We start from the raw sequence: 15,171 nt of genomic DNA, 5'->3' as shown, positions 1-15,171 counted from the left end.
CGTGACCCGTCGCCTTACTTGGTTTCGGTGGTGTCGTGCTGGCTCTGGGTCTGGGAGCTGGCCGGCGGCGGATCGGCGCGCAGGCGCTCGTTCGGATCCGTGGGCTTGGCTTGTTCGTCGCCATCCAGACCCTTCTTGAAGTCACGCACGGCGCCGCCGAGATCGGAGCCGATGTTGCGAAGTTTCTTGGTGCCGAAGATCAGCACGACGACGACGAGCAGGATGAGTAGATGGGTAATGCTCATGAATCGGGCCTCAGAGACGTCAAAGCGGCGGAACGCAGGCGTCGCGCCCTCGCGCCGCCGCTCCACATCAACGCTGAGTGTACTCCTCCAGGCGGTCCCTGAAATCGACCACCGGACCCGGGACATTGCTGACTCCGCCCTCGAAGATGCGGCGCGGCGTCACGCCCTTGCCGTAGATGGACTCGTTGGCGTCGTAGTCGATGCGCAGGGCCGAGCCATCCAGGGCCACGCCGGCGAACAGGCCGCGCGAACGCGAATAGGAGTAGATCTCCGCCTTGAAATCGCTGTCGGTGGAGGCCTGGGCCGTGCGACCCACCGGGCCGGCCGCGGCAGCGGCATCGGCACCCAGGGTGAATTTGCCGTTGACGATCGAATCCACGCCGCGCTGGGTGCGGAACACCAGGATCACGTCGGTGGACGAGGCACCCGCCTGGAAGCCCACGCTGCCACCGGTCATGGTGATGAAACTGGGGTTGGACCAGGTGCCGTCCGGACCCTTCACCGAAATCAGGCCCTCGCCGCGGCGGCCGCCGAAGATGAAGCCCACCTTGAGCAGGTCGGGGATCACCGCGATGGCCTTGGCCTCCTTCAGCAGGTCGGAGGGAATGGCCTTGTCCGGCGCCTGCATGATCTCGTTGAGCACGCGCACCGAGTTCTGGGCGCGCACCAGCGGCGGGTCCTCGGCATGCGCGGCCATCGCCGGCAGCAGCAGGACCAAGGTAGCAAGCAATACCCGGTGCAACGACGCCTTGAACATGGAGCACTCCTGAGCGGTAAGGGGGATGGCCGGCTGCGGCGATGCTTCGCGCGGTGCCACCAATGGCTTGTGGCAGACTCTGCGGCGGTTTTCATCACCGCCATCACCATGCCACGCAGCCCTGACTATACCGGCCCTGCCGGCACTTCCCATGACCAGCCCGTTCAGGCTGCAGTGCTATTGGTGAACCTCGGCACACCAGCGGCCCCCACGGCCAGCGCGGTGCGCCCGTATCTCGCGGAATTCCTTGGCGATCCCCGGGTGATCGACTACCCCCGCTGGCTGTGGTGGCTGATCCTGCACGGGGTGATCCTGCGCGTGCGGCCGGCCCGTTCGGCGCACGCCTACCAACGCATCTGGACGCCGCAGGGCTCGCCGCTGCGGGTCGGCAGCGAGGCCCTGGCGGCACGCCTGCAGGACGCGCTCACGCAGCAGTGCGCCGGTCCGGTGCGGGTGGCGCTGGCCATGCGCTACGGCCAGCCGTCCGTGCAGACGCAGATCCAGGCACTGCAGCGCGAGGGCATGCGCCGCCTGCTGGTGCTGCCGCTGTACCCGCAGTACTCGGCGACCTCCACCGGCTCGGTGATCGACGCGGTGGCTGACGCGCTGAAGTCGCTGCGCTGGCCGCCCGAGCTGCGCATGATCAACGACTATCACGACGACCCGGCGCACATCGAGGCGCTGGCCCGCAGCATCGAGCAATGGTGGGCCACCCACGGCCGCGGGGAGCGCCTGCTGCTGTCGTTCCACGGTATTCCCGAACGCTACGTGCGCGAGGGCGATCCGTACCGCGCGCAGTGCGAGGCGACCACCCGCGCGCTGCGCCAGCGGCTGGGCCTGGACGAATCGCAGCTGCTGATGAGCTTCCAGTCGCGCGTGGGACGCGAGACCTGGCTGCAGCCCTACACCGATGCCACCGTGCGCGAACTGGCGCGCGGCGGGGTGAGGACACTGGACGTGGCCTGTCCCGGCTTCGCGGTCGACTGCCTGGAGACGCTGGAGGAAATCGCCATGCAGAACCACGAGTTCTTCCGCGGGGCGGGCGGCGAGACGTTGCGGTACATCCCTGCCCTCAACGACTCGGACGGCCAGGTGGACAGCCTGGCTGCACTGCTGCGCCGCCAGGCCGGCGGCTGGCCGGAATTCGCCGGGCGCGACGCATGAGCACATCGGCGCCGGTCGAACGCGAGATCATCCTGCCGCACCTGCGCCTGCGTGCGCTGGTGTGGGGGCGCGACGGGCTGCCGCCGCTGATGGCTTTGCACGGCTGGCTGGACAATGCCGGCAGCTTCGCCGAACTGGCACCCCGGCTGGCGGACCGCTGGCAGGTCATCGCGCTGGAATTGCCCGGACACGGTCACTCGGACCACCTGCCCGCCGGCGTGCCGTACCACTTCATCGACTACGTGCGCACCGTGCTGGCGGCCAGCGCGGCCATGGGCCTGCCGCGCCATCACCTGCTGGGGCATTCGCTGGGCGCCGGTGTTGCCGCGCTGCTGGCCGCGGCAGCGCCCGAACGCATCGACCGCCTGCTGCTGATCGAGAGCCTCGGCCCGGTCGCCGACGACGGCCACCACACCTTGCGCCGCTTCCGCGATGCCATGGCCAGCCATGCCACCGGGCGCTCGCTGCGCGCGTTTCCCTCGGTGGAGCTGGCGATCAGTGCACGCACCATGGCCAGCGGCCTGCCCGCCGAGCAGGCGCGCCCCATCGTCGAGCGCGGATTGCGCCAGCATGAGGATGGCTGGCGCTGGCGCAGCGATGCACGCCTCAACCGGCCGTCGGTCCTGCGCGCCGCCGAATCGCAGGTGTTGTCCCTGCTGCACGGCATCGAAGCGCCCACCGCCCTGCTGCTGGCACATCCGGATACCCCGTACCTGCCCAGCCCGATGATGCAGGCACGCGCCGCCTGTGTGCGCGACATCACCGTGAAGCACATGGACGGCGGCCACCACCTGCACCTGGAACACCCTGACGCAGTGGCCGCCTGGGCGCGGGCGCATCTCGGAACGGAAGACTGAGTCAGGCCGGGGTCGCGCACAGGGTGCACTCCTACAACGGCACCGCCGAAGCGTGGCCGGTACCCTGGCAGTCCCCTCTCTGTAGGAGCGCACCCCTGAATCGGGTTCAGGGCAGGCTCTGTGCGCGAAAAGCCTACGCAGCGATGACGCCGTAACGGTCCCTGGCGTCAGGGTCGCGCACAGGGTGCGCACCTGCATCGCGTCTCGGTAGCGGAACGCGTGGACCTGGCGTGCGGGATATCGCCAGGTCCGCGCGCTGCGTCGTTACGGCTTGCTGAGGCCCAGTGTGTCCAGGCCCTGGTCGAAGGTGATGTCGACCGGGATCTTTGCCGCATCCAGCCGCTTGAGATCGCCGGCCAGGGTGGCGTCCACGTTGCCCATGCGGTCGGTGAGCTGCTTGGCGGCGTCGTAATCACCGTCGCCCTGGATGGTGAGCAGCTTGGCCGACAGCGCGTTCATCGCGGCAGTCATCTTGTCGAAGTCCACGCGGTAACGACCTGTGGCGGGATCGCGGGTGAAGGCGCCCTGCTGCTGGAAGAAGTTGAAGCGCACCATGTTCGCCTTCGCATGGGCATCGCTGGCGCCGAAACGCACCGAGCGCAGGATGCCGGCCAGGAAGGTGACGTAGTTGTCCATCAGCTTGGACTTGTCCAGCTCGCCCTTCTCGGCCAGCTTGCTGACCATGTACAGGCCCAGGATGTCGGCCTTGCCTTCCTCGAAGCTGGAGGCCTGATCCTTCAGCGCGGTGCGCACCATGCCCTTGCCGGTCAGCGTGTTCTTGATGCCGAGCCCGTGCGCCACTTCGTGGAACATGGTGTTCTCGAAGAACGCATCGAAGGTGAGGTGCGACTGCTGGTCGTCGGCGATCAGCTCCTTGGCGATGGGCAGCATGATCTTGTCGAACTTCGCCTGCATCACGTTCTCCAGCTGCAGACGGCGGGTGCCCTTCTTCAGCTGCACTTCTTCGTCGTTGGGCAGGTTGATGGCGATGGTCTTGGCGCCGACATTGGCGTCGCCGGCGTAATACACCGCGAAGTACGCGTTGAGATCAGCGTCGGAACCGGGCTTCTCGGCCTTGTACTTGTCGTCCACCGGCAGCTCGCGCTGCAGTTCGGGAAGGTACTTGGCGAAGCGTGCCAGCTTGGCGCTCCATGCCTGGTCCTTCACCAGCACGTAGCTCTCGTAGCTGGCCTTGTAGCCGTACAGCTGGTCTTCGTAGGTTTCGATCGGGCCGATCACGATATCGACCGGATTGTTCTTCATCGACATCCAGGCGAAGTCGCTGGGGCGGTAGTCGTCGCTCTGCAGGGCATCGGCGCGCTTCTTCAGGTAGCCGGCGAATTCCTTGTCGGAAGAGAGTTCGGCGGCCTGGCGCAACAGGCCGGCGGCGCGATCGAGGTCGGCCTTGTAGGCCTCGTGATAGGGCACGGTGACCAGCTTGCCCTGCGCGTCGCGGCGCAGCAGCGTGTAAAGCGCGGCCTTGTCCTTGAGATCGGCCTTTTCGAACTCGTCCTTGCTCATGTCGGCCGGATAGAACTGCGCGCCCGCCGGACGCGGCCCCACGCCGGCGACGAAGGGCTGGTCGTTGTCCAGGCGATCCCACGGACCGTAGTTCATCTCGGCAAACCGACGGGTCACCTCGTCGGGAATGCGCGCCATCAACGCGGCCTTGTCACCCCACGATTGCTGCCAGTAGATGTCGTTGGTGACGTCGGCGGCCTCGATCAGCAGCGCGATCATCTGCTTCTGCTTGTCATCGAAGCCCGAAAGATCGGCGGTGAGCTTCACCGTGGCGTAGTTGGCCATGCGCTGCGCGGCGTTGTCGGCATCGGTGCTCGGCGGCGGCGGTGCAGCCGGAGCGGTGGCGGCCGGTGCCGGCGTCGACGACTGCGCAGCCGGCGTGTTGTCGTGCGAGCTGCAGGCGGCCAGGGCGGCGATGAGACTGAGGGCAAGCAGGTGGCGGCGCATGGGCGTTTCCGATCAGAGAAAACGGCATCTTAGCGCGACCTCCCTCTCGCCCCTTTGGGGAGAGGGTTGGGGTGAGGGGCGATCTTGCGAAAGCCCGGATCCATGTCGGCCTAGCCGGTGCACTACCGCAAGTACCCACCCCTCATCCCAGCCTTCTCCCCGGAGGGGGAGAAGGAGCTAAAGGCGTCAGCCCGAGATGGCCAGGCGTTCGGACTGGTACAGCCTGGCCGTGGCCAGCACCGCCACGGCGGCGGCGAGCAGGCTGCCGGCCAGGCACAGGCCCAGCTGCTGTGGCTCGACGGCATCGCCGCGCAACAACTGCATGATGCCCAGGTGCTGGCCGAGCAAAGGCACGGCGTACATCCACGCCTGCGACTTGATCGGCATGGTGGAGAGCAGGATGCTCGGGATCACCGGCACGAACATCAGCAGCGACAGGTAGGTCTGCGCCTCGCGATAGCTCTTGGCGAACGCAGCCACCATCGACTGCAGTGCCGCCAGCAGCAGGATCAACGGCAGCATCAGCAACAGCACCTCGCTGCCGAAACGCAGGCCAAGATCCAGCTCCATGCCAAGCTTCTCGGTGGGTATGAAGCGTCCCACCACGCCGAACGCCGCGAGGCTGATCAGCAGGCTGGCCGCGGAAAACACGCAGATCGCCGCCAGCTTGCCGGCCAGGATCTTCCAGCGCGGCACCGGGTTGGCGAACAGCGGTTCCAGCGACTGCCGCTCGCGCTCGCCCGCGGTGAGATCGATGGCCAGGTACATGCCGCCCATGAACACGGTGAGCACGAAGAAGTACGGCAGGATCGAGAACATCAGCGCCGCACGCGCCTGCGCAGTCGCCTGGTCGCGGCGTGCCGCCACCACCGGCCATGCGACCGTGGGCGAAAGCCCGCGCGATACCAGGCGCATCGCGCCTTGCTGGCGGGCATAGCTTTCCACCAGCTGGGCGATGCGCTCGACCGCGGTATTCGCATCGCGTTGCGAGGAGTCGTAGATCAGCTCCACCTGCACCGCCTCGCCCTTGCGCCACGCGGTGGCGTAGTCGGGGGAGATGCGCAGCACCACGTCGGCATCCTGCTTGCGCACGGCGGCTTCCGGGTTGGCGATGGCCGGCTGCGGTTCGATGCCCTCGGCCTTGAGTGCGGCGATCAGGTTGGGCGCGTGCTCGGCACCGATCACCGGCACCGGCAAGGGCTTCTCGGCCTTGTCGAATTCGCGGTTGAGCGTGATGTTGAGCAGCATCACCAGGATCAGCGGCCCCAGCAACGGGCCGGTAAGGAAGGCGCTGACGATGGTGCGGCGATCGCGCAGGTTTTCCTTCACCTCCTTGAGGAACACGGTGAGGAAGGCGCGCGTGCGACCGATGGTGGTATGGGTCGACATGTTCATGCAGCCAGGCCCTCTTCGCTGCCGATGATCTTGACGAAGGCGTCTTCCAGACTGGCCTCCCCGGTTTGTTCGCGCAGCGCTTCGGGCGATTCGTCCGCCACCACGCGTCCGTGGGCGATCACCACGATGCGGTCGCACAGCGCGGCGACCTCCTGCATGATGTGGCTGGAGAACAGCACGCAGCGGCCTTCGTTCTTCAAATGCTGCATGAACTGGCGCAGCGCACGGGTGGCCATCACGTCCAGGCCGTTGGTCGGCTCGTCCAGGATCACGTTGCGCGGATCGTGGATCAGCGCGCGGGCGATCGCCGTCTTCACCCGCTGCCCCTGCGAGAAGCCCTCGGTGCGCCGATCGGCGAACTCGTCCATCTCCAGCGCCTTCACCAGCGCCTCGCGCCGCTGCGCCAGCAGGTCTTCGGGCAGGCCGTGCAGGCGGGCGAAGTAGTCTACGTTCTCGCGTGCGGTGAGGCGCTTGTACAGGCCTCGTGCATCGGGAAGCACGCCAAGCCGGCGACGCACTGCCAGCGCATCGTCGGCGGCGTCGATGCCGTCCACCAGCACCTGCCCGCGATCGGGCTTCATCAGCGTGTAGAGCATGCGCAGCGTGGTGGTCTTGCCGGCGCCATTGGGGCCGAGCAGGCCGGTGATCTCGCCGTCGCGGGCGACGAAGCTGACGCCGTCCACCGCCTTCACCGCGCCAAATGACTTGTGCAGGTCCCTTACTTCGATCATGGCGCCGCTCCGTTGAAGTCGAAGAACATCGGCGTGGCCTGCAGGCGATCGAGGCACTTCACGTCGAGCTTGTGCGGATTGAGGTCTTCGATGAAATGCTTCACCACCTGCGGGGCGCAGCCGGCGTTGATCACGTTGTGTCCCTGGCCGGCCAGCACGAGGTGGCGCGACTGCGGCAGTTGAGAGGCGACCTGCTCGCCATAGCGCGGCGGCGTCACCGGGTCGTACTGGCCCGACAGCAGCAGCACCGGCTTGTCGGTCTTCAGCGGCTGGTGGAAATCGGCCGGGCGTTCGCCCTTGGGCCATACCGAGCACACCGCCTGCAGCGTCTCGACCATGCGATTGCCGAGCATGGTGTGCGCGTCCTGCGGGCGCGGTGCGAGCAGGTCGGCGTCCTCGCTGCAGATCACCGAGGACTGCATGCCGCCGTTCATGGTGTCGGAGAGGTCGCCGGTAAGCAGCTTGGCCTGGCCCAGCAAGGGACCGACGTCACCGTGCGCCGCCGCGTCGATCGACACAGGCAGCAGCGCCGCGGTCAGTGGCGAGTAGGCGAACATGCGCACCACGCTGACCAGCGAGGATTCGTTGAGCTCGCGCTGCACCGTCTGGTAATTCTGCGGATCGCGGAAGCTCACCTTGTGCGGATTGGCGCGCAGCGCGTCGCGCAACTGGTACAGGGTCTGGTAGGGGTCATTGAAGCGCTTGTGGCAGGCGGGGTCGGCGCTGCAGCGGGCGAACTGCGCCTTCAACGCATCGTCGAGGTTCTGCGCGAAGTCCTGGCCCAGCGCCAGCTCGTTCGGCACCACGCCGTCGAGCACCAGGCTGCGCACCGCGTCGGGATGGCGCATGGCGTATTGCTGCGCCATGCGCGTGCCGTAGGAAACGCCCACCAGGTCGAACGTCGGTGCGCCGAGCGCCTTGCGCACGTCTTCCAGGTCCTGCGCCGCCACGGTGGTGGTGTAGTAGCGCGGATCGGCCTTGCCCTCGAGCTGTTTCAGGCAACGCACGGTTTCCGCGCGCTGCTGCTCGGGACTGGAGTCGGCATCCTCATCGCCGGCCGGCGCCTCACCCTCATCCGCCTTGCAGCTGAGCGGGTTGGAGCCTCCGGTGCCGCGCTGGTCCAGCAGCAGCACGTGGCGATGCGCGGTCAGCGGCTGCAGGGCGGTGGCCACGCCCGGCCACGACTCGGTGGCGGCCTGACCGGGACCGCCGGCGAGCAGCACCAGCATGTCCTTGGCCGCGACCTGGGCACTGCTGCGGATCACCGCCAGCTTCAGGGCGATCTTGCGGCTGTGCGGATCGTTGCGGTTCTCCGGCACCTCGAACGGCGCACACCAGGCCGCGGTGGAAAGTCCGCTGTTGGGCTGACCCAGCTCGCAGGGCCTCAGCGTGAGCGAGCCCAGTTGCCAGGTTTGTGGCTTGGCCGGCATCGCCGGTTGCGTGGCTACGGCGGCCGGTACCGGCGACGGGCTGTCCGATGCGTCTGCCGCCGGCCGGTGGAATTGCTTCCAGCCCAGTGCGGCCAGGCCCACCGCCACCGCACCGATGCGCAGAATGGTTCGTCCCTTGATGCTCATGCGTGCACTTCCCCCTCACTCCCTTTGGGTTGCGGCCCGACCGCCAGTGATTACGGTTCGGGTTCGAAGATCGATTCGATCGGCAGGCCAAACAGCCGCGCGATCTTGAAGGCCAGCGGCAGGCTGGGATCGTACTTGCCTGTCTCGATGGCATTGACGGTCTGGCGCGACACATCCAGTCGCTCGGCCAGGTCGGCCTGCGACCAGCCGTGGTCGGCACGCAGCTGGCGGACGTGATTGTTCATGCGTGGCAGTCCAACCTCAGGAGCCCGCCTGCCCGCGGGCCGGCCGGCTGGCCACGGCCTTCACCACGGTCACCAGCAGCAATCCGGCGACGATGCCGCAGGCAAGCCCCAGCCGGTAGTCGTCCCAGCCATGCCCCCAGCCATACAGCGCGGCCACGGTCAGCAGCAGCAGGCGCAGCACCGCAGTCCAGCGGCCACCGCCTTCCTCGCCGCAGCCCGGATCGCCGCCATAGGCACGCGACACGCGGGCACGGGTCACGCTGTAGCTGATCATCATGACGGGGAACACCCAGATCAGGATCGACCCATCGACGGGCAGCACGCGGGAGGCCGCAAGGAAACCACCGGCCAGGCTCAGTGCCGCAGTCAGGCCGGTGGCGACCGCCAGCCCGACCAGGTGGGTACGCTGCTCGAGCTCGTCGCTCTCCCGGATCCGCCGGGCCATCAGGGCCAACGCATAGAACATCGGCGGCAGCGGCGTCATGGCCAGCAGGACTTTCAGCGGCAGCTGCGCCACCGATCGAGCCGATGGCCAGACCAGCAGCATGACTGCCACGTAGATCGTCATCGCCACCAACAGGCGTTGCTGGTACTGCCGCTGGGTAAGCCTGGCCATCAACGCCCCCGGTTCGATGTCAAGTGTGCTTGACACCAGACTGCCGGTGGCGCATCGCGATGTCAAGCATCCTTTACATGAACCCTTATCGGCCGGTTGCACGACAACTTTAGTGTCGTGGCAATAAGAGATTTCTCAAAACGTGACACAATTTGCACATTGGGCGGCAATTCGGGTCCGGTGTGACCCGAAAGGCATGCCCAAATCGTCACTCTGTTTTAACAAATCCCCCTCTCAAACCCCGAAACAAGGCCATCTCAAGCGCCTTGCGAGGATTGGCACGGGGGTTGCTTAGGACGGGGTAAGCGACCTGGAAACCAGCCCGCAGAGGCATGGGACCAGGAGCCAGACAGCGCAATCGGGGGGCGCTAGCCCGTGGTCCGGAAGCGCATCAAAAAGATGTAACCACCAATCGTTCAAAGGACATGGGTATGAAGAAGCTTCTCCTCTCCGCCGTGCTCGCCGCCTCGTTCGGCGCCGTTGCACTCGCTCCGCAGACCGCCAAGGCCGTCGACGGCACCATCACCTTCGGCGGCGCCGTTACCGCCAAGACCTGTACCGTCAAGCTCAACGCCGGCACCAACGGCAGCGGCACCGTGACCCTGCCGTCGGTGTCCACCAGCGCCTTCTCGGGCCTGGGCACCACCGCCGGCGAGACGCAGTTCACCATCGGCGTCAGCGGCTGCGCCACCGGCATGAACACCGTTGCCACGTACTTCGAGGCCGGCCCGACCGTGAACAGCAACGGTCGCCTGGTGGTCACCACCGGCGGCGCCACCAACCTCGACCTGCAGCTGCTGTACAGCGACGGCTCGATCGTCACGGCCGGCAGTGCCGCCGCCACCAGCGGTGCTGGCCTGGCGAACATCTCGTCGACGACGAACTCGGCCACGCTGACCTATTTCGTCCGTTACTACCAGAACTCCGCGACGGCACCGACCGCCGGCTCCGTGGCGAGCTCGGTCAACTACTCGATGATCTACAACTGATCAGTTGTTGCACGGCCAGGTGTTGCAGTCTTCTGGCTGCAGCGCCTGGCCGGTTCCACCGGTCATCCTGCCACCCTGTAGGCATTCCCATGAAGATCTTGCTTCGTGCCGCCACCGCGGCACTGCTGACGTTTTGCGTGTTTGCACCGTCGGCCTTCGCCAATGTCGTCATCGGCAATACCCGCGTGGTGTTTCCGGGCCAGGACGGCGAGACCTCAGTGAGGCTGAGCAACCTCAACGCTTACCCCACGCTGGTCGAGGCATGGATCGACGACGGCGATGAGCACTCCACGCCGGACAAGGTGCACACGCCGTTCCTGATCACGCCGCCGCTGTTCCGCATGGAGCCGCAGAAGGAGCAGAACCTGCGCATCGTGTCGACCCAGGCCCAGCTGCCGGCCGACCGCGAATCGCTGTTCTGGCTCAACGTGCTGGAAATTCCGCCGAAGCCGACCTCGCTGGAACTAAAGGACAAGAACACCCTGCAGTTCGCGTTCCGCTCGCGAATCAAGCTTTTCTATCGCCCGGCCAACCTGCCTGGCGATCCGCTGAAGGCTCCGGCCCAGGTCACCTGGGCCGCGGTCGCCGACGGCCAGGGCTACGCCCTGGAAGCACATAACCCCACGCCATATCACGTCACCATCGTGAAGATCACGGTGAACACGGGCGGCAAGCAGTTCATCTCCAACGCGGCCGGCATGGTCACGCCGTTCGCCAACCTGAAGATGCCCGTCGAGGGCATGAACCTGCGCCCCGGCGCTGGCGCCGAGGTGAGCTACGACGCCATCAACGACTACGGCGCCACCGTCACCCTGCAAGGTCATATCGGGCAGTGAACCGTCTTCGCGCCAGCTCCAGGGTCGCAGGTTCGCGCGGGCACGCCCCGCGCGGATTCGCACCGCTGTGGCTGGCGCTATCGCTGGCCCTGGCTTCGCATGGCGCGATCGCCGCGCCGGCGGCAGCGGCGGCAGCGGCAGCGGCTTCCGGTGCGGACGCGAATTTCGACCGCAGCCTGCTGTCCGGATCCGGCGCCAACACCACGGACCTGTCGCGCTTCGAACACGGCAATCCGGTGCTGCCGGGCAACTACTACACCGACGTGACGCTCAACGGCAGCTGGGTGACTCGTACCAATGTGCGCTTCGCCGCGCCCCAGGCCGATGCCAATGCTTCGGCTTGCGTGGATGACAAGCTGTTGCAGCAGCTTGGCCTTCATCCGGTCAAGCCGAGCGACGAGCTGACGGCACAACTGAAGAATCCCGCCGCCTGCGTGGATATCGGCACGCTGATTCCCGGCGCCACCGTGTCCTTCGACATGAGCGAGCTGAAGCTCGACGTGAGCGTTCCGCAGGCCTACATGGGCCAACGCCCGCGTGGCTACGTCAGCCCCGAGTACTGGGATGCCGGCATCCCCGCCGCGCTGCTCAACTACAACTTCAACAGCTATCGCAGCACCAACAACGGCCAGAGCCAGACCACCGCCTATCTGGGCATCAACGCCGGCCTCAACTTTGGCCCGTGGCACCTGCGCGAAGAATCCACCGCCACCTGGCAATCGGCGACCGCAGGCGCGTCTTCGCAGCGCCAGTGGCAGAACATCAATACCTACCTGCAGCGCGACCTGCCGTCCTGGCGCGCCCAGCTGACCGTGGGCGACAGCTTCACGGATGGCCAGGTTTTCGATTCCTACGGTATCCGTGGCGTGCAGCTTGCCACCGACGATCGCATGCTGCCCGATTCGCTGCGCGGCTATGCGCCGGTGATCCGTGGCGTGGCCGATACCAATGCACTGGTGACGATCCGCCAGAACGGCATGCAGATCTACCAGACCACCGTCGCGCCGGGCCCGTTCTCGATCAACGACCTGTATCCCACCGGCTACGGCGGCAGCCTGGACGTCACCATTACCGAAGCCGACGGCCGCACGCGCACCTTCAGCGTGCCGTACGCCTCGGTCGCCCAGTTGCTTCGCCCCGGCATCACCCGCTTCAGCATCGTGGCTGGCCAACTGCGCAACACCGCGCTGGAACACAAGCCCAACGTGTTCCAGGCCACCGTGCAGCACGGCTTCACCAACGTGCTGACCGGTTATGCCGGCCTGGCCGCCTCCGATGGCTACGGCGCACTGATCGTGGGCAGCGCGGTCAACACGCGGCTGGGCGCGGTCGCGGTGGATGTCACACAGTCGCGTGCGGAGATCCCCGGCCAGTCCACGCAGTCGGGACAAAGCTACCGGGTGAGCTACAGCAAGCTGTTCCCGGAAAGCGACACGTCGCTCACCGTGGCGGCCTACCGCTATTCCACCAGCGGCTACCTCAGCCTTTCCGATGCCGCCCTGGCGCGCGACTACGCGCGACGCGGCCTGGATGCCTTTACATATGTGCCGCCCACGGTGCAGACCATCGACGGCGTGCCGGTGACCAGCGTGCTGTCGGCCCAGCAGAACGCGCTGCTGTCCGGCTCGGCACTGAGCGATTCCGCGCTCAACCCCAACACGCTTGAGCGCCAGCGCAATCGCTTCGACCTGACCATGACCCAGCGGCTGGGCACGCGTGGTGGCTCGTTCTACGTCAATGCGTCCACCAACGACTACTGGAACCGCAGCGGCACCAACACCCAGTTCCAGCTCGGCTACAACAACACGTTCCACCGCCTGAGCTACAACTTTTCCGCAACGCGTACGCGCGATGTGACGGGCCGCTACGACAACCAGTACTTCGTCACCTTGAGCCTGCCCCTGGGCGACCATCCGCACTCGCCCACGCTGATGCTCAACCTCAGCCACGACGCGACTGACGGCTCGCAGGAGCAGGCACTGCTCAACGGCACGCTCGGCAAGGACAACCAGTTCGACTACGGCGTGATGGCGTCCCACACCAGCTCGCAGGGCGAGGCCGGTTCGCTCAGTGGCGGCTACCGCAGCCCCTATGTGCTGGTGAATGCAAGCTACGGCACGGGCCAGGGTTATTCGCAGGCATCGATCGGCGCGAGCGGTTCCGTGGTGGCTCACCAGGGCGGCGTCACCTTCGGCCAGCCACTCGGCGATACCGTCGGCCTGGTGTACGCGCCGGATGCAACGGGTGCCCGCGTGCTCAATGGCACCGACGTGCGCGTGGACGGCGGCGGCTACGCCATCGTCCCCTACTTGTCGCCGTACCTGCTCAACACCGTGCAGCTTGACCCCAAGGGCCTGCCGCTCGACGTGCAGCTTGATTCCACCAGTGCACAGGTTGCACCGCACGCCGGCGCCGTGGTGCTGCTCAAGTTCAAGACGCATAACGGCCGCAGCGTGATCATCCGCGCCAGGCTGGAAAACGGCGACCCGGTGCCGTTCGGTGCCGAAGTGCTCGACGAAAAGGGAACCTCGCTCGGCGTGGTCGGCCAGGCCGGCGGCGCACTGGTACGTGGCGTACCGGCCTCCGGCACGCTGACTGCCCGTTGGCAGGACACCGACGGCAACGACCAGAGCTGCGTGTTTCCGATCCAGCTCGCGGCTCCGGCCAAGGGCGACAAGAAGCAGAGCTATCAGGAAATCAATGTGACGTGTGCGCGACCGACGACGGTGGCACAGGTCGTCAGGAGCGGTCCATGATCCGATCTTCCCTCCTCCTTGCCCGGCGGCATCCCGGCCTGCTCGGCCTGCTGTTGCTGCTGTCGATGATGTTTGCGCCGATGGCGCGCGCGGCCAGCCCGACCTGCTCGGCGAACAGCCTGGCACTCACCATCCCCGCGGCCACGGTGCCCTCCGGCGCAGCGGTCGGAACAACCTTTGGCTCCCCCCAGACCGGCACGGTGACATTTACCTGCAGCGGCCTGCCGAATGGATATTCGCGCTTTGCCGCGCAGATGTACGGCCTGACCGCCAGCCAGTTCACCACCGGCCAGTTGCCCAGCGGCACGGGCATCACCAGCGTGATCTACACCACCAACGTAACGGGCGTCGGCGTGCAGCTGACCATGAATCCGGGCATGTCCTCCTATGACGTCACCCCGGGCGACCAGCAGTCGGGCGCTTACATCGCCGGATACGTCAATGGCAGCAGTGGTTCGCTGGCCATCAGCTATACGGCGCAGCTGATCGTGACCGGTACGGTCAGCGCAGGCACGATCAGCAGCATCACCTTCGGCAAGTACGAGTGGTACATCTACGGCTACAACATCAGCCAGACCCTGAGCAAGAGCCTCACGCTCAACAGCGGCACGGTGATTTCGCTGCCGACCTGCACGGTGAACTCAGCGTCGCAGAACCTCACCGTCACGCTGCCGTCGGTGAGCACCAGCGCCTTCACCGGCGTGGGTTCCACCGCCGGCACCACCGCCTTCAGCATCGGGCTTTCCTGTCCCAACGGCGCCAACAATGTCTCGGTGACGCTCACGGGCACCAACCCTTCGTCAACGGCCAATGGCGTACTGCTGCCCACCAGCGGTGGCGCGGGCGGCGTCGGCGTACAAGTGCTCAACCAGAGCGGCACGGCCATCACCTGGGGAACCGCCATTTCGTTCGGCAAAGCAGCGGCGGGCAACGTGACGCTGCCCTTCTTCGCCCGCTACTACCAGACGACTTCGCCGGTTTCCGCCGGCAAGGTATCCGGCACGGCGACCTTCACCATGAGCTATCAGTAGGCGG

The 15,171-nt window shown here is 66.5% G+C and carries 14 protein-coding genes; 6 read left to right on the top strand and 8 right to left on the bottom strand.

Annotation, left to right across the window (positions count from 1 at the left end; translation table 11 throughout):
* Window positions 1–14: 14 nt before the first annotated feature.
* Window positions 15–245, bottom strand: a complete 231-nt coding sequence (gene tatA, locus DVU99_RS07720) for a Sec-independent protein translocase subunit TatA (RefSeq protein WP_114239632.1) — start codon at window positions 243–245, stop codon at window positions 15–17.
* A 67-nt stretch (window positions 246–312) separates the two neighbouring features.
* Complete coding sequence (locus DVU99_RS07715; protein WP_114239631.1) at window positions 313–1,002, bottom strand: lipid-binding SYLF domain-containing protein; 690 nt, start codon at window positions 1,000–1,002, stop codon at window positions 313–315.
* 108 nt (window positions 1,003–1,110) lie between these two features.
* Between DVU99_RS07715 and hemH the strand changes: the two genes are divergently transcribed.
* Window positions 1,111–2,166, top strand: a complete 1,056-nt coding sequence (gene hemH / locus DVU99_RS07710; protein WP_114239759.1) for a ferrochelatase — start codon at window positions 1,111–1,113, stop codon at window positions 2,164–2,166.
* On the top strand, window positions 2,163–3,023 hold the full coding sequence (locus tag DVU99_RS07705; protein ID WP_114239630.1) for an alpha/beta fold hydrolase: 861 nt from the start codon (window positions 2,163–2,165) through the stop codon (window positions 3,021–3,023). The genes hemH and DVU99_RS07705 overlap by 4 nt, the downstream gene beginning before the upstream one ends.
* A 264-nt stretch (window positions 3,024–3,287) precedes the next feature.
* Here DVU99_RS07705 and DVU99_RS07700 read toward each other — a convergent pair whose 3' ends face one another.
* The 6 genes from DVU99_RS07700 to DVU99_RS07675 form a co-directional block, all read right to left on the bottom strand.
* The gene (locus DVU99_RS07700) at window positions 3,288–4,991 is read right to left on the bottom strand and encodes a Zn-dependent hydrolase (RefSeq protein ID WP_114239629.1); all 1,704 of its coding nucleotides are present in this window, start codon (window positions 4,989–4,991) and stop codon (window positions 3,288–3,290) included.
* A gap of 186 nt (window positions 4,992–5,177) precedes the next feature.
* Window positions 5,178–6,380 carry an ABC transporter permease gene (locus tag DVU99_RS07695; protein WP_114239628.1) on the bottom strand — a complete coding sequence of 401 codons (1,203 nt, stop codon included), beginning with the start codon at window positions 6,378–6,380 and terminating at the stop codon, window positions 5,178–5,180.
* A 2-nt stretch (window positions 6,381–6,382) separates the two neighbouring features.
* Window positions 6,383–7,117: an ATP-binding cassette domain-containing protein gene (locus tag DVU99_RS07690; RefSeq protein ID WP_114239627.1), complete on the bottom strand. Its 735-nt coding sequence runs from the start codon at window positions 7,115–7,117 to the stop codon at window positions 6,383–6,385.
* On the bottom strand, window positions 7,114–8,694 hold the full coding sequence (locus tag DVU99_RS07685; protein ID WP_114239626.1) for an alpha/beta hydrolase: 1,581 nt from the start codon (window positions 8,692–8,694) through the stop codon (window positions 7,114–7,116). Before DVU99_RS07685 ends, DVU99_RS07690 begins: the two co-directional genes overlap by 4 nt.
* Before the next feature lie 50 nt (window positions 8,695–8,744).
* On the bottom strand, window positions 8,745–8,939 hold the full coding sequence (locus DVU99_RS07680; protein ID WP_114239625.1) for a helix-turn-helix transcriptional regulator: 195 nt from the start codon (window positions 8,937–8,939) through the stop codon (window positions 8,745–8,747).
* Window positions 8,940–8,955: 16 nt separating this feature from the next.
* Complete coding sequence (locus tag DVU99_RS07675; protein WP_157971377.1) at window positions 8,956–9,591, bottom strand: hypothetical protein; 636 nt, start codon at window positions 9,589–9,591, stop codon at window positions 8,956–8,958.
* A gap of 395 nt (window positions 9,592–9,986) precedes the next feature.
* Here DVU99_RS07675 and DVU99_RS07670 point away from each other — a divergent pair, with 395 nt between their 5' ends.
* From DVU99_RS07670 to DVU99_RS07655, 4 genes are all read left to right on the top strand, one after another.
* The gene (locus DVU99_RS07670) at window positions 9,987–10,544 is read left to right on the top strand and encodes a fimbrial protein (protein WP_114239623.1); all 558 of its coding nucleotides are present in this window, start codon (window positions 9,987–9,989) and stop codon (window positions 10,542–10,544) included.
* Between the two features lie 89 nt (window positions 10,545–10,633).
* Window positions 10,634–11,380 (top strand): molecular chaperone, encoded by a 747-nt coding sequence (locus tag DVU99_RS07665; RefSeq protein WP_114239622.1) that lies wholly within the window; start codon window positions 10,634–10,636, stop codon window positions 11,378–11,380.
* A complete protein-coding gene (locus tag DVU99_RS07660) occupies window positions 11,377–14,136 on the top strand; it encodes a fimbria/pilus outer membrane usher protein (RefSeq protein ID WP_114239621.1) in 2,760 nt (919 codons plus the stop codon). Before DVU99_RS07665 ends, DVU99_RS07660 begins: the two co-directional genes overlap by 4 nt.
* Window positions 14,133–15,167 (top strand): fimbrial protein, encoded by a 1,035-nt coding sequence (locus tag DVU99_RS07655; RefSeq protein WP_114239620.1) that lies wholly within the window; start codon window positions 14,133–14,135, stop codon window positions 15,165–15,167. Before DVU99_RS07660 ends, DVU99_RS07655 begins: the two co-directional genes overlap by 4 nt.
* Window positions 15,168–15,171: the final 4 nt, after the last annotated feature.

The organism is Dyella sp. C9, assembly GCF_003332825.1.
GTDB lineage: Bacteria > Pseudomonadota > Gammaproteobacteria > Xanthomonadales > Rhodanobacteraceae > Dyella.
The sequence above is the reverse complement of the archived record's forward strand: the minus strand, read 5'-3'. Positions and strand labels throughout refer to the sequence as shown.

What these genes read in the sequence shown, in the direction of transcription:
- tatA (WP_114239632.1), bottom strand. Translation starts at nt 245, where the DNA reads ATGAGCATTACCCATCTACTCATCCTGCTCGTCGTCGTCGTGCTGATC.
- DVU99_RS07715 (WP_114239631.1), bottom strand. Translation starts at nt 1,002, where the DNA reads ATGTTCAAGGCGTCGTTGCACCGGGTATTGCTTGCTACCTTGGTCCTG.
- hemH (WP_114239759.1), top strand. Translation starts at nt 1,111, where the DNA reads ATGCCACGCAGCCCTGACTATACCGGCCCTGCCGGCACTTCCCATGAC.
- DVU99_RS07705 (WP_114239630.1), top strand. Translation starts at nt 2,163, where the DNA reads ATGAGCACATCGGCGCCGGTCGAACGCGAGATCATCCTGCCGCACCTG.
- DVU99_RS07700 (WP_114239629.1), bottom strand. Translation starts at nt 4,991, where the DNA reads ATGCGCCGCCACCTGCTTGCCCTCAGTCTCATCGCCGCCCTGGCCGCC.
- DVU99_RS07695 (WP_114239628.1), bottom strand. Translation starts at nt 6,380, where the DNA reads ATGTCGACCCATACCACCATCGGTCGCACGCGCGCCTTCCTCACCGTG.
- DVU99_RS07690 (WP_114239627.1), bottom strand. Translation starts at nt 7,117, where the DNA reads ATGATCGAAGTAAGGGACCTGCACAAGTCATTTGGCGCGGTGAAGGCG.
- DVU99_RS07685 (WP_114239626.1), bottom strand. Translation starts at nt 8,694, where the DNA reads ATGAGCATCAAGGGACGAACCATTCTGCGCATCGGTGCGGTGGCGGTG.
- DVU99_RS07680 (WP_114239625.1), bottom strand. Translation starts at nt 8,939, where the DNA reads ATGAACAATCACGTCCGCCAGCTGCGTGCCGACCACGGCTGGTCGCAG.
- DVU99_RS07670 (WP_114239623.1), top strand. Translation starts at nt 9,987, where the DNA reads ATGAAGAAGCTTCTCCTCTCCGCCGTGCTCGCCGCCTCGTTCGGCGCC.
- DVU99_RS07665 (WP_114239622.1), top strand. Translation starts at nt 10,634, where the DNA reads ATGAAGATCTTGCTTCGTGCCGCCACCGCGGCACTGCTGACGTTTTGC.
- DVU99_RS07655 (WP_114239620.1), top strand. Translation starts at nt 14,133, where the DNA reads ATGATCCGATCTTCCCTCCTCCTTGCCCGGCGGCATCCCGGCCTGCTC.